This window comes from Candidatus Zixiibacteriota bacterium (genome assembly GCA_022865345.1).
In the GTDB taxonomy this organism is placed as follows: domain Bacteria; phylum Zixibacteria; class MSB-5A5; order MSB-5A5; family RBG-16-43-9; genus RBG-16-43-9.
In genome coordinates, this window is record JALHSU010000275.1 from 1 (window position 1) to 21,949 (window position 21,949).

Annotated in this window: 22 protein-coding genes and 2 pseudogenes; 3 read left to right on the forward strand and 21 right to left on the reverse strand. The window is 43.5% G+C overall.

Annotated elements, in window-relative coordinates:
- The 6 genes from MUP17_13045 to MUP17_13070 form a co-directional block, all read right to left on the reverse strand.
- Nucleotides 1-341 (reverse strand): hypothetical protein (locus MUP17_13045; protein MCJ7459895.1); only part of this gene is annotated, 341 nt, incomplete at its 3' end.
- A 161-nt stretch (nt 342-502) separates the two neighbouring features.
- Entirely contained in the window at nt 503-1,288 is a 786-nt protein-coding gene (locus tag MUP17_13050; protein ID MCJ7459896.1) for a PhzF family phenazine biosynthesis protein, read from the reverse strand.
- Between the two features lie 266 nt (nt 1,289-1,554).
- Nucleotides 1,555-1,944: a DUF302 domain-containing protein gene (locus MUP17_13055; protein ID MCJ7459897.1), complete on the reverse strand. Its 390-nt coding sequence runs from the start codon at nt 1,942-1,944 to the stop codon at nt 1,555-1,557.
- A 125-nt stretch (nt 1,945-2,069) separates the two neighbouring features.
- The gene (locus MUP17_13060; protein ID MCJ7459898.1) at nt 2,070-2,471 is read right to left on the reverse strand and encodes a CoA-binding protein; all 402 of its coding nucleotides are present in this window, start codon (nt 2,469-2,471) and stop codon (nt 2,070-2,072) included.
- 10 nt (nt 2,472-2,481) lie between these two features.
- Nucleotides 2,482-4,167, reverse strand: a complete 1,686-nt coding sequence (gene lon, locus MUP17_13065) for an endopeptidase La (protein ID MCJ7459899.1) — start codon at nt 4,165-4,167, stop codon at nt 2,482-2,484.
- A gap of 220 nt (nt 4,168-4,387) precedes the next feature.
- Nucleotides 4,388-5,038 (reverse strand): peptidylprolyl isomerase, encoded by a 651-nt coding sequence (locus MUP17_13070; protein MCJ7459900.1) that lies wholly within the window; start codon nt 5,036-5,038, stop codon nt 4,388-4,390.
- Between the two features lie 236 nt (nt 5,039-5,274).
- Here MUP17_13070 and mazG point away from each other — a divergent pair, with 236 nt between their 5' ends.
- A complete protein-coding gene (gene mazG / locus MUP17_13075) occupies nt 5,275-6,069 on the forward strand; it encodes a nucleoside triphosphate pyrophosphohydrolase (GenBank protein ID MCJ7459901.1) in 795 nt (264 codons plus the stop codon).
- Nucleotides 6,070-6,129: 60 nt separating this feature from the next.
- On the opposite strand, the gene MUP17_13080 is transcribed toward mazG, so the two are convergent.
- From MUP17_13080 to MUP17_13120, 9 genes and pseudogenes are all read right to left on the reverse strand, one after another.
- Nucleotides 6,130-7,641: an OmpA family protein gene (locus MUP17_13080; protein MCJ7459902.1), complete on the reverse strand. Its 1,512-nt coding sequence runs from the start codon at nt 7,639-7,641 to the stop codon at nt 6,130-6,132.
- A gap of 232 nt (nt 7,642-7,873) precedes the next feature.
- Nucleotides 7,874-8,398: an OmpA family protein gene (locus MUP17_13085; protein MCJ7459903.1), complete on the reverse strand. Its 525-nt coding sequence runs from the start codon at nt 8,396-8,398 to the stop codon at nt 7,874-7,876.
- Nucleotides 8,396-8,506, reverse strand: a pseudogene (locus MUP17_13090) (OmpA family protein). The gene MUP17_13085 and the pseudogene MUP17_13090 overlap by 3 nt, the downstream one beginning before the upstream one ends.
- 366 nt (nt 8,507-8,872) lie before the next feature.
- A pseudogene (locus tag MUP17_13095) lies at nt 8,873-9,319 on the reverse strand (hypothetical protein).
- A 298-nt stretch (nt 9,320-9,617) separates the two neighbouring features.
- The gene (locus MUP17_13100) at nt 9,618-10,907 is read right to left on the reverse strand and encodes a SpoIID/LytB domain-containing protein (protein MCJ7459904.1); all 1,290 of its coding nucleotides are present in this window, start codon (nt 10,905-10,907) and stop codon (nt 9,618-9,620) included.
- A complete protein-coding gene (locus tag MUP17_13105; protein ID MCJ7459905.1) occupies nt 10,895-12,079 on the reverse strand; it encodes an anhydro-N-acetylmuramic acid kinase in 1,185 nt (394 codons plus the stop codon). The genes MUP17_13100 and MUP17_13105 overlap by 13 nt, the downstream gene beginning before the upstream one ends.
- A 7-nt stretch (nt 12,080-12,086) precedes the next feature.
- Nucleotides 12,087-13,067 (reverse strand): beta-N-acetylhexosaminidase, encoded by a 981-nt coding sequence (gene nagZ / locus MUP17_13110; GenBank protein ID MCJ7459906.1) that lies wholly within the window; start codon nt 13,065-13,067, stop codon nt 12,087-12,089.
- 8 nt (nt 13,068-13,075) lie between these two features.
- Nucleotides 13,076-14,653, reverse strand: a complete 1,578-nt coding sequence (locus tag MUP17_13115; protein MCJ7459907.1) for a sensor domain-containing diguanylate cyclase — start codon at nt 14,651-14,653, stop codon at nt 13,076-13,078.
- 300 nt (nt 14,654-14,953) lie between these two features.
- Nucleotides 14,954-15,475, reverse strand: a complete 522-nt coding sequence (locus MUP17_13120) for a hypothetical protein (GenBank protein MCJ7459908.1) — start codon at nt 15,473-15,475, stop codon at nt 14,954-14,956.
- A 130-nt stretch (nt 15,476-15,605) separates the two neighbouring features.
- Here MUP17_13120 and MUP17_13125 point away from each other — a divergent pair, with 130 nt between their 5' ends.
- Both MUP17_13125 and MUP17_13130 read left to right on the forward strand, forming a co-directional pair.
- Nucleotides 15,606-16,745, forward strand: a complete 1,140-nt coding sequence (locus MUP17_13125; GenBank protein ID MCJ7459909.1) for a polymer-forming cytoskeletal protein — start codon at nt 15,606-15,608, stop codon at nt 16,743-16,745.
- A gap of 393 nt (nt 16,746-17,138) precedes the next feature.
- On the forward strand, nt 17,139-18,068 hold the full coding sequence (locus tag MUP17_13130) for a hypothetical protein (GenBank protein ID MCJ7459910.1): 930 nt from the start codon (nt 17,139-17,141) through the stop codon (nt 18,066-18,068).
- A gap of 273 nt (nt 18,069-18,341) precedes the next feature.
- Here the strand turns inward: MUP17_13130 and MUP17_13135 are convergent, their stop codons facing one another.
- From MUP17_13135 to MUP17_13160, 6 genes are all read right to left on the reverse strand, one after another.
- On the reverse strand, nt 18,342-18,788 hold the full coding sequence (locus MUP17_13135; GenBank protein MCJ7459911.1) for a hypothetical protein: 447 nt from the start codon (nt 18,786-18,788) through the stop codon (nt 18,342-18,344).
- Nucleotides 18,789-18,846: 58 nt separating this feature from the next.
- On the reverse strand, nt 18,847-19,113 hold the full coding sequence (locus MUP17_13140; GenBank protein ID MCJ7459912.1) for a DUF4321 domain-containing protein: 267 nt from the start codon (nt 19,111-19,113) through the stop codon (nt 18,847-18,849).
- The gene (purQ, locus tag MUP17_13145) at nt 19,110-19,811 is read right to left on the reverse strand and encodes a phosphoribosylformylglycinamidine synthase subunit PurQ (GenBank protein MCJ7459913.1); all 702 of its coding nucleotides are present in this window, start codon (nt 19,809-19,811) and stop codon (nt 19,110-19,112) included. Before purQ ends, MUP17_13140 begins: the two co-directional genes overlap by 4 nt.
- A gap of 1 nt (nt 19,812) precedes the next feature.
- A complete protein-coding gene (gene purS, locus MUP17_13150) occupies nt 19,813-20,070 on the reverse strand; it encodes a phosphoribosylformylglycinamidine synthase subunit PurS (GenBank protein ID MCJ7459914.1) in 258 nt (85 codons plus the stop codon).
- Nucleotides 20,071-20,098: 28 nt separating this feature from the next.
- Nucleotides 20,099-20,866 (reverse strand): CDP-diacylglycerol--serine O-phosphatidyltransferase, encoded by a 768-nt coding sequence (pssA, locus tag MUP17_13155; GenBank protein ID MCJ7459915.1) that lies wholly within the window; start codon nt 20,864-20,866, stop codon nt 20,099-20,101.
- 466 nt (nt 20,867-21,332) lie between these two features.
- Nucleotides 21,333-21,949 (reverse strand): phosphatidylserine decarboxylase family protein (locus MUP17_13160; GenBank protein MCJ7459916.1); only part of this gene is annotated, 617 nt, incomplete at its 5' end.

The following is a 21,949-nucleotide window of genomic DNA, read 5'->3' on the forward strand; positions in this document are numbered from 1 at the left end:
GCCACTATCTTCCTGGTTCTTTGGTAATAAGTAACCCTTTCGGCTTTTATGGACTGATCCGGGTCTTCAACTTTTACGTTTCCGATAAAGACCAAAAGCCCGACAGAACGGTACCAGACAGCCCGGTCAGAATAAAGATCCGCCTGCCCGTGTCTTAAATGGACATTCCCATTAAGATTCAGGATTACGTTTTCTTTTTCCATCCTGAGTTCAGAATAATCCGCATTCAGTAGCTCAATCGGTTCCTCAGGTTTTTGCTGGGGTTTAGCCTGAATCATACTCCCTGACAAAAGAAAAAGAATAGCTATGAGAGAACAGATTTTACTCATCTTTTTAAACATAGATACTGCTCAATCGCCCCTTAAGTTCTATCTTTGAAAACATATTGAAAAAAAAAGTAAAAATCAAGAGGTTTAGTTAATGGTTTTAGCAAGAAGTAGGGGCACGGCGTGCCGTGCCCCTACATTTCTTAAACCTATTTCCCTAAATAGCGATGAATAAATCAGTGTAAAAGTTCACCCTCTAAAACTGTCACTGCCTTTCCCTCCAGATATACCCGATCTTTTGCCACTCTAACCTTTACAATCCCTGCCCGAGTTGAAGCCTGGTAGGCAACGAGTTCGTTTTTGCCAAGTTTCTTACTCCAGTATGGTCCCAGACAGCAATGTGCTGAACCCGTCACGGGGTCTTCATCTATCCCCACTATTGGCGCAAAAAATCTGGAAACGAAATCATATCCTTTTGTGCTTGCCCGGCTGGTAACAATGACGCTCCCGATTTCCTGCTTTCCCAGAATGGAAAAATCGGGTTTCAGGGTTCGTACCACCTCCTCTGACTGCAGCTCTGCCAGATACATAAACCCGCACTTGCCTACGTAAAGCGGTTTAGCTCCTAAACCCCTGGAAAGGTCTTTCGGAGCTTGTACGGATTCCTCAACCAGCCGGGGGAAATCAAGCTCTATCCATCCGTTTTTGAGCTCTGCTTTCAGAAGCCCGCTTTTTGTATGAAAATCTGCCTTTTGCCCTGGTTTAAGATGCCCCTCGGTATAAAGGATATGGGCGCTGGCTAAAGTAGCGTGTCCGCATAGATCAACCTCCATTTTAGGAGTAAACCACCGCAGATTAAAACCATCCTCTTTTCGAAATAGGAAGGCTGTTTCGGATAAGTTCATCTCAGTTGCCACATTTTGCATCCAGCTTTCATCTGCTGGTTCTTCCAATATGCAAACTCCAGCCGGGTTTCCTGAAAAAGGCTTATTGGTAAATGCATCAACCTGAAAGATTTTCATCTTTTATCACTCCTCTGAAATTATCTATGATTTTTTCTTATGGTCTTACATCAACAGTTGCATCAGAAGTTTTCTTCTGTCGCCTGATGGTTTTGTCGGCAGGTAACTCCCGACATCACTTTTAGAAAGGTAGGAGCAGATCTATGTGTCTGCCCTATAATTCTTCCCCTGGGAGGTCAGACATTCCTGTGTCAAAGCCAGGCTCCGTCCTTTGACATAGAATTCTGTAGGTTAACCATCCCGTAGGGTGGTTGACAACCCAATTTTTATTTTGCCTTATCCACAATCCCCCTTAAATCCTCATCTACCTTCAATGGGAGTTCTCCCAAGTCTAAATCCGGGAAAAACTCTCCAATCATTACCGGTCTCATACCGCTGATGAAAACCTCTCCATTTTTTTCGTACAGGCTTATTCGACAGGGCATACACAGGCTGATAAGGCTATCTTCTTTGAGAAACTGGTAAGCCTGTTTGGCGTTGCAGATCTCAAACAATTTTAAATTAGAAAGCTCAAACCCTTTTACTGCCAGCATCTCCTTCATATCATAGACCTGCAAAACCGTCCACCCTTTGGCTTCAACTGCTTTGCGGATATCCACAGCAGCTTGTTCAAAGCTCTTATCGGTCTTAACTGTATAATCGAATTTTATCTGCACTCTTCCTCCTTTAAAAGATGCGGGCGGAGACAAGCTCCTCTCTCACGGATTATCTTCCCTTCTGGCTGTTTTATTTTCTTTTATCTTCCCTTGATCCTTTGAACCTTTGAGCCTTTGAACTTTTTTTAAAGATTCGGCTTACATTTGCAGTGCTCTTTATACATACATCTGTCCATAACCACTGTCAATCCGGCATCATTAGCTTTTTTAGCCGCATCTTCATTCACGATCCCCTCCTGCATCCAGACCACCTTTGCTTTGATTTTGATAGCCTGTTCAACGATCGGAGTCACCTCCTCTGACCTTCTGAAGATGTCCACACAATCGACTGTCTGTGGTATGGATACTAAATCTGGATAACATCTCTCGCCCAAAATCTCCTTTTCATTCGGGTTTACCGGGATAATTTTGTAACCCTGGGATTGCAGATATCTTGCCACCGAATAGCTGGGACGGGCAGGGTTAGAAGAAAGCCCTACCACTGCAATTGATTTGGACTCCGCAAAGATTTTCTCCATCTCGTTCATTTTGCCTCCGTTAAGATTTCCTTCTTTTTTTCTTTTTCCTGCCGGCTTTTTCGACTTCTCTTTTTATGACCTCGAAGATCTTCTTCTGTTTTCCAAATCCGACCAAAGCTTTTTCAAAAACCTCCTCCATCCTTTCCACCCAGATGAACTCAAGGTCACCGACTAACTCTTCCGGCAAATCCGGGAGATTTCTCTGGTTGGCTTTGGGTAAAATTATCTTTTTTATTCCCACTCTTCTTGCCGCCGAAAGCTTTTCCTTGATTCCTCCGACTGGAAGGATATTTCCCCGCAAGGAAACCTCCCCGCTCATGGCTAAATCGTTCCGGATCGGTTTATCGCTCATCACCGAGGCGATTACCAGACAAATGGTCATCCCGGCAGAAGGACCATCCTTAGGAATTGCCTCTGAAGGGAAATGGATATGAATGTCATAATTGGTGAAATCCTGATAGTTAATCCCCAGAAGCTGGGCCTGGGAACGCACGTAACTGTGCGAAGTCTGGATAGATTCCCGGATGATTCCCCCTAACTGCCCGGTGGAGAATATCTGGCCGCTCCCTCTCATCCTTAGACCTTCGATCAGCATTATGTCGCCACCAGAGGCTGTCCAGGCCAATCCACAGGCTACTCCGACCTCTGGTTTTTTCTCGGCTATTTCCGGGATGTAAAGCGGAGTGCCCAGGTAGTCTGTCAAGTTTTCTGCTGAGACCCTCCAGAAATTTCCACTGCCTGAGGCTTTTAGCCTGGCACATTTTCGGCAGATGGTTTCTATCTCCTTTTGCAGTTCTCTCAAACCTTCCTCAATCGTATATTCCCGTATGATTTTCTTTATCGCCTCATCCGTTATCTTTACCTCCCCCTCAGTCAACCCATGCCTTTTGATCTGGGTGGGGACAAGATATCTTCTGGCAATCTGTAACTTCTCCTCTTCTATGAATCCGGTGAACTCAATTATTTCAAAAATCTCCATCAGCACATCAGGGATCTCGTCCATATTCTGGGCTGTGGCAATAACGAAGACCGGGGATAAATCAAAGGTAAGCCCCAGATAGTTATCTATGAAGCTGGAGTTATGCTCCGGATCTAAAACCTCTAAAAGAGCAGAGATAACTTCTCCTTTTGGCGTTCCGTCTCCTAACCTGTCCACTCCTTCGATCAGGAATAAAGGATTATTGCAGCCAGCTTCTCTCAGATTTTTTATTATAATGCCGGGAGAACCGGTAGAGAAACCGAACCTTTCTCCTTTGATCTGCTGACTGGTTGAAAAACCTGCTATGCTAAGCCGTACGAATTTCCGGTCCAGGGCTGAGGCTATTGATTGGGCTAATGCAGTTTTTCCGGTTCCAGGAGGTCCGACAAAACATAAGATCGAACCTTTGATGTCTTTTTTTAGCTGGTGAATGGAGAAATATTCGTAGATTCGCTCCTTCATCTTTTTCTGCCCAAAAAATTCTCTGTCCAGGACCTTCTCCAGTTTTTCCACGTCGATTTCCTCAGCACAACTCTGGCTCCAGGGAAGTGAAAGCAACCATTCAATATAGTCAAGTATCAAACTGTATTCGCCAGAGGCAGGAGAAATCAATCTCAACCTCTCTTTCTCGATTAAGGCTTTCCTTTCGACCTGTAAAGGCAGTCCAGCCTCATGAATTTTCTTCTCCAGCTCTCCAATCTCCGACTTTTGAGCATCTAACTCCATAGAGCTTTTCCCCCTTGTTTATTCTCATTAACTTTTGACTCTGCCATTTTTCCCCTCTATCCTTTGAGGTAAGACCAGATTATTTAAGCGAGACTTTTTGGAAAATATATCCTCATTCTTCTTGCAAGTCAAGAGGATTGGAGCATAAAGAAATCAGGGAGGTCAAGATGACCTCCCTGATCTGATTTTTCAATGTTTTTATGCTGGATAAGACATTCTTCTATTTTTTGGCTCCGGTTTTCAGCTCGTAGACTTTCTTCATCACTACTTTTTCCAGGGGGGAATCATTTGGTCCGGTTTTAACCGCAGCGATTTTGTCCACTGCGTCCATGCCTTTGATGACTTTCCCAAAAACAACATATTTGCCATCTAAGCTCGGAAGGTTTTTTAAACAGATGTAGAATTGACTTCCTCCGGAATTCAGCTCTTGAGCACGTGCCATTCCGACTGAACCCCTCAGATGTTTGGTGTCTGCTTTCTCAAAAGGTATTGTATACCCGGGTCCGCCACCACCTGTTCCCTCCGGGTCGCCTCCCTGAATGACGAAATTGGGAACTATCCGGTGAAAGGTAAGGCCGTCATAGAAACCTTTATGAGCCAGTCTCAAGAAATTCAGAGCGGTCTTGGGAGTTTCCTTCCAGAACAGCTCCAGCTCAATGTTGCCGAAACCCGTCTCAATGACCAAGATCGGGTTTTTCTCCCTTACTATTTTTTCAGTGGTATCAACTGCTGATTTAGATTTGGTGGTATCCGCCATGGCTTCGCTCTCCCCAATTCCAGTCTGTGAATTTTCTTGCTTGTTTTCCTTCTTGCACCCAACAAAACCGACTATCAGCAAAAAGATCATCAAACCATAGACTGCCTTTTTCATTTTTCCCTCCTTAAAAAGGTCTTTAGGTTAAATTGCCTGATTTTGTTTATTTTTCACCTCCTTTAATCTGAATGATCTCAAGGAATATAGTGGCACTTTTTAAATATGTCAAGAAAAATGGAAAATTCCAAAAAGGGATGTCAATTAGTTTCTCTTTTTTATATCTGTTAAAAAAAAGAATCTTATAGCTTTATGCGGTTTCTTTTATTTAATTGTTCAAAAATGCAGATTGAGTCATGATCTATAAAAAAGGAGCCATGAAAAACGATTCTGAAAATTTCAGTCGGTTAGTCAATCTAATGAAGAAACTCCGTTCTGAAAAAGGGTGTCCCTGGGATAGAGCCCAGACCCACAGGTCGCTTCTTCCTTATCTGATCGAGGAGGCTTACGAGGTCCTGGACTCAGTGGAGAAAAAGGATGATTCGAGACTTAAAGAGGAACTGGGGGACCTGCTTCTGCAGATAATCTTTCACGCGGAGATCTCCAGAGGGGAAAAGAAGTTCGATATCTATGAGGTGGTTGATGGTCTGAGCGCCAAACTCATTCAAAGACATCCCCATGTCTTCAAAAAAAGAAAAAAGCTCTCTCCTGACCAGGTGTTAAAAAACTGGGAACACATAAAACTGGCAACCTCAGCCAGTAAATCGGTCTTATCCGGGATACCGAGAAGTTTACCTGCTCTGCTTAAAGCCTTTCGGGTGGGAGAAAAAGTGGGCAGATATGGTTTCGATTGGCAGAGAAAAGAAGATGTCTTTCCAAAATTAAAGGAAGAGCTTAAAGAATTTCAAAAAGCTTACTCATCTAAAAGCAAAAAAAGAGTTGAGGAGGAGTTAGGCGATATCTTCTTCACCCTGGTAAATCTTTGCCGGCACCTGAAGATAAATCCAGAAATAGCCCTTGGAAGGACAGTGGAAAAATTCATCCGGAGATTCAATTATATAGAAAAAGAGTTGTCCAGAAATAAGAAATCCCTGAAGAAAACCAGCCTGAAGGAGCTGGATTATCTCTGGGAAAAATCCAAGAAAAAATAAAAAAATAGGGGCGTCTCGCAAAGGCGGACACCCCTACAAAAATAGATCCCTTAGAGGGGATTACTTCTGCACTATCTCCACTCTGCGGTTCTCCTGTCTTCCTTCGTCGGTCTTGTTATCAGCTATGAAGTTGGTAGCACCGTATCCCATAGCGGTCAGTCTTTCCTTTTCCACTCCCTTGGAGATTAAGTATTCCATCACCTTCTCGGCTCTTTTCTGAGAGAGCTTCTTGTTGGCTGTAGCAGTTCCCGTGGCATCCGTATAGCCGCCTATATCCAGCTTTACATCCTTATAAGTCTGCAGTCTTGTGGCAAGGTCATCCAGGATAGCCTTATTGGCTTCATCGATCTCCGCGCTGCCCAACTTGTACAATATGTGAAGGGTTATCTTCTGCTCGATTGGCTTCACCAGCGGACAACCAGAAGCATCCACCTTAACACCCTTGGGGGTATCGGGGCATTTATCCAGACCGTCGCAGACCCCATCGCCATCCGAATCTATGGGACAGCCGTCTTTATCCACCTTGCAATCCTTAGGAGTGTTCGGGCATTTGTCCAGACAATCGGGCACGCCGTCTCCATCAGAATCTACGGGACAGCCTTCGTTGTCGATCTTGCAGTCCTTGGGAGTGTTAGGACACTTGTCCAGACCATCGCAGACTCCGTCGCCGTCCGAGTCGATCGGACAACCGTTGGCATCCACCTTACATCCTTTAGGAGTGTTCGCACATTTATCCAGACCGTCGTAGACTCCATCACCATCCGAATCCAGGGGACACCCGACCTTATCCACTACGCAGCCTAAAGGAGTATCCGGACACTGGTCATTTTTATCGCAGACGCCGTCTTTATCTGAATCCTTACATTTCGGATAATAGGTGATCCCGATGAACGCTTCTGGAATAGCTCTGGGCAAATCCAATTCGCCGACCCCTGTTCCGACTACCTCCTTATCATCTTTGAAGCTGGTCAGAAGTCTGGTCAAATAATGGACCTTACCACCAATGCTAAGGCCTAAGGTAGGCACAGGATAATATTCGACACCTGCTCCGATCAAAGCAGTTATCTCCTGGTCTTTCCACTCTACTGAATCTGCTTTCCCCGGCATAGGCGGGTCAGGTTTAAACCACGCCTGATTGCCATTAAAATCTTTTACCTTCCAGATGGAGACGCCACCGCCTCCAAAGACAAATGGAGTGAACTTCTTTTCCGGCATAAAGTAGTAGTACGCTGCTGCTTCAATCATTGTGTGCTGATAAGTCATAGCGCTATCTGCTTTAGCGAAAGTAAATCCAGCTCCATCATTCAGTTTACTGCCTTCCAGCTTTGCCTGCCAGGTGTAAAGATAGGATCCAGTTATGCCTATGGCTAAGTTCTTCAGAACGCCATATTTCAGGGTAACCCCACCCTGAGGTCCTACTATCCAGATATCCGAATGATCAGTCAAAACCGGTTTCCACAACCCTCCCTGAGCACCCAATCCGACCATCCCCTTCATCTCAATGGGGTATGAAACAACGCTCAAGGTAAGAACTAACGCTATTACCCCAAGTAACAAGGTTAGTTTCTTCACTTTCTGACCTCCTTTTCAAAGTTTTGAATTCTAAACAACTTTAAAGAATGATTAATTATTTCCGTTTAGATATCACCTCCTTCGTTGATTTGTAAAAAAAGTATTGTTTTAACTTTTTTCATTCCAAAAAATCTTAATAGAAGTTGTTGAAAAAAGAAGGGCATCTGCTGGATGCCCTTCTCCTCTTTATACATGTTGGCCACTACTTCTGAACAATTTTTACTCTGCCGATTTACTGCATTCGCCTCAGCTCTACTCTTCGGTTTTCAGCACGGCCCTCATCGGTCTTGTTGTCCGCGATGGGTTGGGTCTCCCCGTAACCCTTAGCAGTCAGGTTATCAGCCTTAACTCCCTTACTGATCAAGTATTGCATCACTGCATCGGCTCGTGCATTAGAGAGCTTAAGGTTGTAGGCATCCGAACCCTTGGAATCAGTGTGTCCGGCGATTTCTACCTTAACATCCGGCCGATCTATCAAACTAGATGCTACCTGGTCTAAGATGGTCTTAGATCCGGAAGTCAGCAGAGATTTGTTGAATTCAAAGTTGACACCGTGTAGAATCACCGGTTTCTCTGGCTCGGGTATGAACTCAGAGATTGGACAGCCAGTAGCATCAACTTTTTTGCCGGCTGGAGTATCCGCACATTTATCCTGACCATCGCAAACTCCATCTTTGTCTGAATCTAATGGGCAACCATTAGCATCTACTTTGCAAACTTTAGGAGTGTCTGCACACTTATCCTTATAATCCGGCACTCCATCTGCATCTGCATCTAGCGGACAGCCTGCTGCATCCACCTTCACCCCTTTAGGTGTATCTGCACATTTATCCACACCATCGCAAACTCCATCACCATCTGAATCCATCGGACAACCAGTTGCGTCAACCTTACACCCCTTAGGTGTGCTTGGGCATTTGTCTAAGCCATCACAGATTCCATCGTTGTCTGCATCCATTGGGCAGCCTTTGTCATCCACTATACAGCCGATAGGAGTATCCGGGCACTGGTCAGTCTTATCCGGCACACCATCTTTGTCCGAATCCTTAGGCTTTCCAAAATAGTAGTTGACTCCGACGAACGCCTCCAAAATCCCTTTGGGAAGGTCCAATTGGCCCGCTTCTGTTCCCACCACGTCTTTTTCATCTTTGAAGCTGGTTAATAAACGAGTCAGATAATGGAATTTGGCGCCGATATTAATGCCCACCTGCGGCGAAGGATAATACTCGATACCTGCTCCCACTAATGCGGTGATCTCCTGGTCCTTTACCTCAACCGACTCTGCCAGGCCGCCCGACGTGTCTGGGAAGAAAAACACCGGATCCCCGTTATTATCCTTTACTTTCCAAATCGAGACTCCACCACCTCCAAAAATGTAAGGAGTGAATTTCTTCTCTGGCAAAAAGTAGTAGTAAACAGCTGCCTCGGCCAGTATGTGCTGGTAAGTCCAAGCACTATCAGCTTTAGTGAAAGTGAATTTGGCTCCATCTTTCAGCTTGGACTCTGTGTCCAGTTTTGCCTCCCAGGTGTAAAGATAGGATCCGCTCACGCCAATTGCCAGGTTCTTAAGAATACCGTACTTCACGGTAACTCCGCCGTCGAACCCCACTGTCCAGATGTCTGAGTGATCAGTCAGGACCGGTTTCCAAAGTCCACCGTGTACCCCCACCCCAACCATACCCTTCATCTCAATGGGGTATGAAACAACGCTCAAAGTAAGAACTAACACTATTACCCCAAGTAACAAGGTTAGTTTCTTCACTTTCCGACCTCCTTTTTAAGGTTATGAATTCAAAATCTGCCCCGTTTCAAAAACTTGTTTTTCTCTTGGGTATCACCCCCTCAGTTATCTTGAGTTAAAATTCCTTTTTCTTTATGTAGTCCTGCTTATAACATTTAAAGTTTCAAGAATTTAAAGAAACTCATCTCTGATTGTCAAGTGTTTTTTTTATATTTTTGAAAAAAAGAAGCCCGGTTCAGTAAATCTTTACTACTTTTGCTCCCCTGTAATAATAAGACAATATGGCTTTATAAGTATGCCCAGCGCGAGCTCTTCCCAGAGCTCCGGTCTGGCACATTCCAACTCCGTGTCCATTACCAGAGCCTCTGAATATGATTTTTTCCAGTTCACCAGATGGATTTCTCATCAGTTCGATATCGAAAAAGGTGCTGGGAAGAATGGGATGTGGAGGTTTTTCTCTCCTCAAAACCCATCTGATATTATCTTTTTCTAATCTGAAGACCTTTTTATCAGTCTTTAATTCCAACACAGAGACCCTGCCCGAAGGAGACCTTTTCTGAACCTGAAGATCTAAGATTTTCCCGATCCCCCCCTGGGGCACTTCCTGGTAAGCTTTTAAATATGTGGAGACAATCTCTTCTAACTCCTCTTTTGACCAGCTTTCCTGCCAGGAGGCGTTCTTAGCCCAGGAGCAGAAATCGTCATCTCCCAGAGAAAATAAATATGGCTCCGGAGGTTTATTCCAGATCTCTTCTATGCTCTCGGTCCAGCCACCGCAATTAGCATGGTAATGTGCTTTTATGAATCTGCCATCATAGCTTAAAACCATACCCTGAGTCTTTTTAATTGCCAGATTAGCTATTTGGTCCTCATAATCTGCACCGGCATAGACTTGATCAGCTACAGTGGATTCTAAGTTGTATCCTTCTTCTTTAGAGCTTCCTAAAGAGTTAAGGGCATAAGTCCTTGCCGCTATCGCCTGAGCCTTTAAAGCCTCTAATTCCTTTTCACTCCAGTTACCGATTTCCGCCGGGAGAACTCCTTTTAAATAGTCTTCTATGTAGACTAAATTCAAAGCTAAAGCGGCAGTGTCTTGGGGTGAGTAGTTAACCTCCAGTATGCCCCTGTATCTTTTGCCGTTCAGGTAAAACCATTGATTTTTACCCCTGGGCTCAATGACTGCTTTTTGAAGGTTTTTTTCCAGCTCGTCATTCTCATTTGCACCCAGGGCTATCCCAGCCTGATTTGACTTTAACCAGATCCGGGTGGAAGAGAAATATTCCGAGTCTTTCTGCTTATCTTTCCGAGTATAGCATTTGATGACAAATGAGCCATCCGGAGAAACTTGTAGCTTCTCTTTGGTTTCCAAAAGCTTGACCCTTACAATTGGGTATTTAAGTCTATGATAATGGACCTCCTCCCGGTAAAGAGGCATCTGGGCGCAGTTATATATAAAAATCGAAACAAGAACTAATGCCAGCCTGATTACCAGTATTTTAAGTCGGCTATTTGTTAAGGCAGGCACATCTTCCCCGAGATCGCTGACTGGCATATATCCGTAAAGGGTGAACTATCTCCTGACAGCTGTAAGTAGGTAAGAAAGGCAAAGATTGCAAAAGAGAGAGATTCAACTGAGCTATGATTGTAACCCCGTTCATCTGAAACATACACCTTAGCCGGATGGAAAAGCTTTTCAAGTCTTTTAAATATATATCGGTTAAAAGCTCCGCCCCCACATAGGATAAGCTCCTCTAATTGCTCACCAGATCTAAAAAAGTTTTCGTAAGCCTGATAAACTGATCTTCCCGTCAGCTCACTCGCTGTCCTTATCATATCCTCAGGCTTGCTGGTATATTCTAAAGTTTTTCTGACGAAATCTTCAGTAAACTTTTCATCGAAATCTTCTCTGCCTGTGCTCTTTCTCTTCTTCAGCAGGAAAAGAATTTTCTTCTGATAATGGTCTAAAACAGGCTCGATGATTTTACCCCTAAATGCAGTCTCCCCGTCTTTATCATAGTTTTTTTTGAAGAACTTCCTCATCAGATTATCTATCGGCATGTTCCCGGGACCGGTATCCATCCCCCAGACTTTTTCTATTCTCTTTCCTCTGGGGAGGAAAGTAAGATTGGCTATTCCTCCTATATTTAAGACTCCCTGAATTTTTTCTTTTTTATTGAAAAGGTAAAAATGGGCTAAAGGAGTCAAAGGTGCACCTTCACCTCCTTCTGCGATATCTTTTCTTCTGAAATCAGCCACTGTGATGACTCCAGTTCTGCTTGAGATTATGTGGGGTTCCCCGATCTGCAGAGTTCCCCTGATAAGGTAGCCATCCATTTTCTTAAGCTGAGGAAGATGCCTTACTGTTTGGCCGTGTGAGCCGATAAGGTCTATATCTTTTATATCCAGACCGCAACCTTGAGCCATCTTTTTAGCCGCACCCGCAAAATACTCTCCTAAAAGAAAGTCCAGCCTGATTACCTGGTCGATATTTTGATAACCCGGGTCAGACAATTTCAGGATTTTCTTTTGCAAAGAAGATGGGAACTCAAAGGTCCTGAACCCGATTTGTCTTATTCTGATTCCGGCCTTCTTTCTTTCGATTTCAGCTATACAGGCATCTATCCCGTTAGCAGAGGTGCCGGACATAAGTCCTAAGACTTTTAACCTTTTTTTTCTTAAAAGCTTTTTAAGGTTCAACTTAACCTCAACTACAAATTTTTTCTTTTAAAGCCAAAATCCTGCCTCTAGTCTCGGAGAATCGGGAAAGATTCAAATCCTTATTTTTTATCTTCTTCTCGAAATGCTCTATCACTTTAGTTTGTTCTTCTAAATTCTCAGAAATCAAAATCATATCGTGCCCGGATTCAAAGGCTTGATAGCAGGCATCTTCTAAGGTAAAGTTATTCCTCATCCCTTTCATCTGCATATCATCGCTGATCAGAACTCCTTTAAAATTCAGTCCTTTTCTTAAAATATCGGAGCAGATTTTTTTCGACAAGGTGGCTGGAAATTCAGAATCAAGCTCAGTCGAGATAACATGCGTACTCATTATGAAATCTACTTCATGGGAAATAGCCGCTTTAAAAGGAAGAAAATCTATCTTCTCGAACCTCTCTCCGGAGTTGTGATTGAAAGGTAAATTGCTGTGCGGATCTTCTGTTATATCACCAATCCCTGGAAAGTGCTTGGCACAGGCAAAGACCCCCTCTTCTCCTATCGCCTGAATTGCAATCTTACCAAGTTCTGCCACCAGCGCAGGATCAGACCCAAATGACCTGTCACCTATCACTTGATTAGAAGGATTAGTGAGCACATCTACTACTGGAGCTAAATTTACGTTTATACCCAGTTTTTTTAACTCCCTCGCAGTCTGGGAATAAGCTTTGAAAACCCCCTTTTTATCCCTGTTTTCTCCATAAAAAAGATTCGACTGGAAAACCGGAAAGTTTTCTGTTATCCGGTTAATTCTACCCCCTTCCTGATCTATCATCACAAACAGAGGGATTTCTGCCTTTCCTTGCAGTAATTCTATACTTTCTTTGAGCTGTTCTTTGGTTTTAATATTTGCCGAAAAAAGTATCACTCCCCCTATTTGATACTTCTGGATCAGATTCAGGAACTCAACTGAGGGCTCTGATCCCTGATATCCCAGGGAAAAGAGTTGACCAAGCTTTGGGTAGTCCAATTTTTCCCTTATAGAGTGCAGATTAAATTTTTGCCTTTCCATTTGGCTAAATATAAAGCCTGGTCCACATTCTTAATCAGCTCCTCCTGATCAGTTCCGTTTTCCGGAAAAGTGGCAACACCCAAGCTTACGGTCAATTTGACCTTAAGCCTTCTCTTTTCATCCTCGAACTGGGTCTGTTCAACTTTGGAGCGAATCCTCTCACCTATTTGCCGGGCATCCTCTTTATCGGTTTGTGGCAGTATCACCACAAACTCCTCACCGCCGTAGCGGACAAGGATGTCCACGTCTCTGATGCACACTTTAATCGTTTTGGCTAAATCTCTCAGGATCAGGTTGCCGAAAAGGTGTCCATAAGTATCATTATACCTTTTAAACCAGTCGATGTCAATCATCAACAGGGACAGACTTTGATGATACCTTCTGGCCCTCTTGAATTCATTATCTAACTTCCCCACAAAGTAGCGATAGTTATAAATCCCGGTAAGCTCATCGATAACGGTAAGCTCCTCCATCTTCTGGTGCAGGCTGGCGTTCTCCAATGCCATAGCGGCAGAGCTGGCCAATATGGAGAAGATTTTCTGATCCTGCTCTGAAAAAGCTCCCACCTTTTTGGACTCGGCATTCAAAACTCCAATTATCTTCCCCTGGGAAATCATCGGCACTGCCATTTCAGAGTGAGCACCTTCCAGCCCCGGTATGTATCGAGGATCATCCTTAACCTCGTAGATCCTGACCCCTTTGTTATCTTTTAACACCGAGCCGGTTATCCCGGTAAGGGGAATATGAGGAGGGTCTGAATGTTTGAGCTTCTGGTCGCATTCTATTTTTCCTTTAAGGAGAAAAACCTCTTTTTCTTTATCCAAAAGCAAAATGGAAAAATGTTGATACCTCAATACCTTATGGGCTATTTCCAAAATCTCGTCCACCACCTGCTCGAATTTGTAGATCTCCCCCAGTGAACGGCTGGCTTCATAGACCGTTTCTATCTGAACCTGGGATTTCTCCAACTCAGAGGTCCTCTGGTTTAAAGTATCAAACACCTGCATCAGCTTTGCCTCTGAGGTTTTCAAAAAAGTGGAAAGCTTCCCCACCCCTGCGGCAAAAACCCAGAGCAAAGAGATCCTTATCATTAGATCTCCCAGGAAAATCTCTTTTAGATGAGGAATATTACTGCCCAGATAAAAAAGGCTGGCTAAAAAGGCCAGGAAAAGCCCGGAGCTGAATCCTAAGTGGTATGCGCCTAAGGAAATCGAAAGGTAGTACAGCAGATAGAAATCACTGGTTATGCCTCCAGTGTACAAAACCAGAAGCGTTATAAAAACCAGGTCAAAAAGAGAGGTGAAGTTATAGAATTGGGTAGTGGTAGGTTTAAGCTTGCTGACATAAAAGTAAAGTCCAAAAAGCTGTAAAAGGTAAATTACCAGCAAACCCCAGTTATAAAGAGGAGTGTGTCCAGGGGAGACCGGGATAAACGAAAGCCAGATACAGAGTCCCAGAAAAAGCAGACTCCTGGCAAAAAAGAAAAGGTTATTTGCCCCTAAATAGGTCTCCCAGTTAGTTCTTTGAAAAGGATAATTATTCATTAGACGGCTTTTTAGACTATCTCTTAAGTGTCAGAGTTTACTTTTTTTATCGGCATAATGCAGAAATCTGATATTCACTTCGGGATTAGTTTTTCAGAAAAAACCCTTTAAGAGCTTCAGCCACAAGGAGTATCGGCATATGAATATAATCTTTCCTATGATTTGTTGTTTGAGAAAAGAACGGTTTTTTATCATCCAATCTCAGGGTATCCCCCTGGGAAAAAACCGTAAAAAGAAGAGATTTAAAATATCTGCCAGCCAGGAAAAAAGAACAGAAGCAGACTCGTTCATTGCACCTTTTTAGGTCATATCTTTTGAATTAAATGGTATACCAGGACAGCTCTTTCTTTGAGAGCAAAACCTGCACCCTGAGTTTTTCAAGTAAGCTTTCTCCAGAATTAATATTAAAATATACCCCAGGGAAAAAACCAGCCAGAACAGACTTCTGAATCTTGCCAGTTGCACCAGGCTTCCTAATAAAGGAAAGAGCCATATTGGATAGATAAACAACATATAATCATATCCTGAGGTAAAGTTGTCCTCAGACCTTTTGGGGAAAAGATAACCGGCAACCTTGCCCCAGCCCACATTGCAGAGCTTGCCATGATAGGAGCAAAAAACGCATCTGGATAAGGGGAGGACTAAACTAAGAGCTAAAAGACTGTAAAAGACATAGATAAACGACAACTCTGTCTTAAGCTGATAGAAGATATAAACCCCAGAACCAAAGATAACAACCAGCAATATTAAACGTCCCAGGATAAAAGCTTTTGGGTATTCAGGAAAACAAACTTCTGATTTGTCTTTTTTTTCTTCTTCCATCTCTTAAACTCCCTTGAATAAAAAAACAATTGACCTTTGGAAAATCAATCATATATATTAATAAAAAACTTTTTGAAACCAAAGGAATTTTTACTCGTAAACATTAGATAGAGTTAAAAAAGGAGGAAAAATGCTCAAATTCCTGACGCTTTCAGTTCTCTTTTTACTCCTCTTTTCAATTCTTTTACCTCAGTTGATCCAGGCAATCGAGTTGAAAGGTGGTGAAAATATAGTCATCCCGGAGTCGACCCTGATCCAGGATGACTATTTTGTTTCCGGGAATAACATCAAATTCTCCGGCAAAGTGGATGGCGACTTTGTTTCTGCCAGCCAGACCCTTACCAGCAAGGGTATGGTCGGAGGGAACCTAATGTCTGCTGCCCGGGACCTGGATATCTCCGGAGAGTTAGGAGGCAGCTTCTGGGGCGCTGCCCAGAACATCAGCTTTAATGGCAAGCTCAAAAGAAATTTCCTGGGGTTTGCCCAGACAATCAATCTCAAGGGAGGCTCTGAGGTTGGCGGAGATGTTATCGCCTTCTGCGGAGAGTTGAAGATTTCCGGTAAAATTGACAAGGGTTTAAGGGGAGGCGTTGGTTCTGTGGTCATATCCGGGATTATAAACGGAAATGTGGATATAAAAGCGGATGAGATAAGTATAATGCCGGATGCTAAGATAAATGGAAACTTACATTATAAAAGCAAAAAGGAAGCCAAGATCGAAAAAGGTGCCCAGATAACCGGAGAAACCAAGTGGATCAAGATCACCCCTAAGAAGAAAGCAGGATTGACCATGGGTAAGCTCTTCTGGAAGTTCTTGTTCTTCTGTGCCTCCTTTTTGACCGGGCTTTTCATGCTGTTTATAGCCAAAAAAGAGATCAAGGCAGCTAAAGAATCGGTGTTTAAAGATTTCCTGAAAAATCTGGGTTTAGGATTTGTTTTTGTGATCTGCATACCGATTGCCATCGTCATCTTGCTTTTCACAGTTATCGGTATCCCCATATCGATAATTGTTCTATTTGCTTATCTGGTTCTTTTCTATATTGCCAAGATTTTTGTTGGGTATGCCCTGGGTGAAAGGGTCCTACAGCTTTTCAAAACCAATGGCATTCCAGCCCCGGTCTGGTCTTTGCTGGTGGGACTTATAATTCTATATATCCTGTTCTTAATTCCCTATTTCCACTGGATATTCTATCTTTTAGCTCTTTTCGTTGGTTTCGGCTGTGTTTTTCAGGCAAAGAAGTATCTAATCCCTTCCCCAACCACAACCTGATTTGCCCTTCGGAAAAAAGCCCCCGTAAAGGGGGCTTTTTTATTTATATTTAGTTGCGTCCGGTCTACGGATCAGTTTCTCGTAGTTTATCCCGGACATTATTTCATTTGTAGCGGAAGGCTTCAGCCTTCCAATTTTTATATAATAAAGAATGGAAACCTCAAGGTTTCCGCTACATTGTTTCGGTAATCCGCCTTACCCTCAAAACGGTTTTATTTTATGTAGAGACGCATCGCCAAGCGTCTCTACATAAGCCATATTCCTTTTATCAACGTAGTCCTGTAGGTCAAGCCTATCCAAAAGATTGCCTGGCAAACTGCTTAAAATGTCTTGACTAACCCTGCAAAAAAGATTAAAATTCCCAAAAGATTCCTGAATGATAAAGGGGAATAAATGAAGACTTTTATAAGTTGGCTGTCCAGGCAACTTCTTCCCTCCATAGTAATTCTTATACTGGGCTTCATTTTAAATTATCTTATATCCCATCCCTATTTTCCAGCTTATAGTTTGACCTTCCGCACAGAGATTTTTATGGGTTTGGCTTTCCTTGTACTGCTGGTAATTCTCCTGTATTTCATCAATTGGCATTGGCAAAGGGTAAAGGATTTTAAGAGAAATTTTCAAGTCTATAAGCCGGTAAGCAATTTGGAACCCTCCGACTTTGGAATCTACACCTACTACCCGTTCTACATCTTCAGGGAAAGCGACAGGGAAATTGAAAAATGCCTGAAAGACAAGAACGTTACCTTTATCACCGGCATGCCTAATAGCGGTAAAACGAGAGCGGCTTATGAATCAACTAAGAAGTTAAAAGACCTGTATCTCTTGAAGCCGGCTTATGAGAAAATGGAAATCCAGCATCTCAAGTTTCCATTCTTCAAAAAAAGTATAGTTCTATTTTTAGACGATTTGGAAAAATATTCAGGCAAGTTTAATTTGGACGAGTTGATTAACACTCTGAGAAAAAAATCCAAAGAACTCAAAATTATCACCACTTGTAGAAGCGGTAAAGAATCGGGCCAGGTTCTGGGACAAAAGGAGATGGTCAACCTGCTCTTTCAGTGTCAGAGCAATAAAACCGAACTGAGAAAGCTATCTGCAGAAGAAGAGCAACAGCTGGCATCTGCAATTGGGAGGAACGTAAAAGAGGTCGTTTCTGATGGAACTCCCGGCTCAGTCATTTTCGGTCTGGACCAGATGAGAAAAAAATATCTGGAGCCGCAAGGTGTGCCAAAAGCTATTCCGCAAGTTATAAAACGTCTGAGCAAAGCAAATATTCTTGAGTGGACAGGAAAGCTGGTGAAGAGATACTACAAGAGGTAAAACGGTCCTGTAGGTTAAGCATATCAGAAAGATTGCTTGACAAAAATATCTTAAGTATTTTGTAGCGTCCGGGTTTATCCCGGACGTTATTTGTAGCGGAAGGCCTCAAGGTCTTGAGACTTCAGCCTTCCATTTTTACATAAAAAGAATGGAAACCTAAAGGTTTCCGCTACCTAAAACATGATAGGTCAGATATTCTTGTGGCTACGCCTCCGTAGGACAGGCGTCGCTCTCTGACAATGATGCACAGACAGGAATGTCTGTGCTACCGATTCAAGATTCCTTTTTCTTCTCTAAAACCTCCTCAGCCAAAGAGAGCGCAACGCCGGAGAGCATCACCTCCACTCCCAATCTGGTGAAATCTCCTGATATAAGCTCCCTTTTCACATTAGCGTAGAAGGCACAGCCAGCGTCTTTTTCCACCACCAGCCCCGAGATTTTACCTACATCCTCCCCCACAAAAGTTACCTCTCCCAATTCCTCGCTGATCACATAACCGGAGACATTATGAAGTTGCAAATGGCAGTTGGAGGTATAAACCACAACCAAAGGACCTTTGGTTTTCCCCAGGGTCACCTCCGGGTAAAGCTCTAAAATTACGCTTCTCTTCCCTTTGGGGTTAGCGATTTTCAACCGGTGGTGATCTTTTTCCTGACAGACAGATTCAGGCTCAAGACAGGCAGAAATCTTTTTTATATCTTTTTCCGAAAAAACTCCCATTTTCTCTTTCCTATTATCTATTATCTATTACCTACTACCTACCACCTATAACCTTTTATTATAAGTACCACCATCTGAAATAGATTATTACCAGGATAACCATCAAAATTGAGACAAAATTTATCTTAACCATCAGCCCGAAAGTCAAAGATATAGAATAGAAATCAAAAGAGATGGCTTTGAAACCTATGTCAATACTTTTATCGAAAAGAATCTTGACTGCGCCCTCAGGGATGAAGGAGCCTATCAAGCTGCCGATCAGCCCGCCGATGACTGCGGCTAAAAGCAATGCAATCACGATTGAAGTTATCTCAGATTTCTTCAATTTACCTTCCCTTTTACGAAATTTACAATGGAACTGAAAATATGTTTCCCATCTTCTGAGCCTAAAATCATCTCCCCGGCTCTTTCCGGGTGAGGCATCATTCCTAAGACATTCCTTTTCAGGTTGCAGATGCCCGCGATATTCTCCAGTGCCCCGTTTGGGCTATATTCAGGGTCGATTTTCCCCTGGGGACTGCAGTAGTGAAAGACTATCTGGTTGTTCTCTTTTAATTTCTTTAGTCCTTCCTCTGGGATAAAATAATTACCATCAGTATGAGCTACAGGTATCTTCAGAACCTGAGATCTTTGACAGTCGTTGGTAAAAGGGGTGTTCTCCTGTTCGACCCTTATATGAACCCACTTACACACGAACCTTAAAGATGAATTTCTAAGCATTGCTCCTGGCAGAAGGCCCGCCTCTAAGAGGATTTGAAAACCGTTGCAGATCCCAATAACCAGCCCTCCTTTTTCCGCAAAGTTGAATATCTCCTGCATAATCGGGGCAAACCGGGCAATCGCTCCGGTGCGGAGATAGTCCCCGTAGGAAAAGCCACCTGGCAGGATCACGCAATCACAACCATTCAGGTCTTTATCCTGATGCCAGAGGAACTCCACCTCCTCTTGCATTATAGTTTTTATAATCTGATAAGCATCATAGTCGCAATTGGAACCGGGAAAGATGATCACTCCGAATTTCATCTTAGATCTCCACCTTAAAATCCTCTATGACCGGATTGGCTAAGAGCTTATCCGAGATCTCGTCGACCAATTTCAGGGCTTCTTTTTTGCTATTCGAGAGGAAGCTTATCTCAAAGAATTTTCCGCTTCTTATCTCCTCAATTCCCTTATACCCCATATCTCCCAAAGCCCTTTTTATGGTGGTGCCCTGAGGGTCTAAGACACCTTCCTTTAATCTTACGTAAACTGTGGCTCGGTATGATTTTTTTTCTTTGCTCATATTCTTCTCTTTTTATTGACCTTATTTTTCAGGATAAATCTGTCTTATCTATTTTGAACTTTTCCTCTCTGCGCCTCAAAAGGTTATCATCTATCTTTGGCTCGACATGCACTATATAATAAATTTCCCTTCCAATTCCGGAGAGCACATAGATAATCCCTATGGGAAAGATAACTAATTTTGGTCTTATCAGTACCGCAATCAAAGCTCCCAGGATCAATATAAGTTTAATCATATTTTTCCTGGAATTCAAGGAAAATCTGGGCAGGGCAAAATATTCTATGCCGGAGACCATAAGCGCGGAGAAGACTATGATCAGGGTGACTAAGACTTCGGGATACCTAAGCTCTCCCCAGAGCTCGTAGGAGAAAAGCGTATATCCGCAAAGGGTTATAGCTGCTGCCGGTATGGGCAGACCGATAAAATACGGTTTATCCTCTAACTTGGCCTGAATATTAAAACGGGCTAATCTGAAAGCTCCGCAGATTATGAAAACAAACCCGATCAGCCAGCCCCAGGTTCCGAGGATGAAAAGCCTGAAGGAATAAAAGATGACTGCCGGTGCTATTCCAAAGGAGACGAAGTCTGCAAAAGAATCCAGCTCGATTCCGAACCTGGATGCGCTCCTGGAAACGCGGGCGATCTTACCGTCTAAGGCATCAAAAAAACCAGCCAGGACTATGAGCCAGGCCGCATGGGTGGCTTCGCCCTCGAAGCTCTGCAGGATGGATAAAAACCCGCAGAGCATATTCCCCATACTGAAGACGCCCGGAAAAATCCCTTTAAAGTTTCTCATCTAAAACCCTTTGGCTCTCTGTTGGTCTCCAGACCAATAGAGCAGGTCCGGAACAGGTTGTTGGTCAGGAGACCAGCAACCAGCCAGAGTTTCTCATCTAAGTCTTCTGGTGTAGTTGCCCAATTCATTGGACTTAGTTCCCTCTCCCCTCTACGAGGAGCGAAGCCTCCGTAGGACCGTAATACTTTTATCGGCTTGCGGGAGAGGGGTCACCCTCCCCTACCCCTCCCATCAAGAGAGGGATATTTCTGCTCGATAAATCGAGCAACTACAATTTCTTTGCTCCCTGTTGGTCTCCAGACCAACAGGGCGGGTTCAGGCCAGGTTGTTGGTCTTAGACCAACAACCAGCTAAAGTTTCTCATCCAAATCTTCTCATGTAGTTGCCCAATTCATTGGGCTTAGTTCCCTATCCCCTCCCATCGAGGGAGGGGTATCTCTGCTCGATAAATCGAGCAACTACAGCTTTAACCAAACGTCCCGCTCTCTGGCCAGGGATGGCACACGTCGTAAGTCCCGATTATCGTTTCCCCGGCTTTGACCTTTTGATTTAACTTCACTGAAATTTTAACCTTTTCCGTCAGAAAAAGCTCAGCCCTGGAGCCGAACTTTATCATCCCGAACCTCTCTCCGATTTTAACCTGGTCTCCTTCTTTTATTCGGCAGACAATCCTGCGGGCAATAGTCCCGGCAATCTGTTTCAGGATAAGTTTAACCCGGTCATTTTCCAGCCCCAGCTCGTTTTGTTCATTTTCAGAGGAGGCTTTTTCTTTAAACGCCGCATTAAAGCTGCCGGAAGTATACTTCGAATACTTGACCACCCCGCTTATCGGATTTCTGTTTATATGCACGTCCCACAAAGACAAAAAAATCGAAACCTTGGTGCCGCCTGAATTTAAAAAACCATTCTCAGAAAAAGGTGCAATCTCCACAACCTTCCCATCCGCAGGAGAAAGGATTACGCCTTCTCCCTGAGGAATCTTTCTTTCCGGATCCCGGAAGAAGAAAACAATGAAAAAGGTAATTCCCACAAAAAGAACCGTTATGCCTGAGAAAATATTGCTTCTGGTCAAAACCGAAAGCA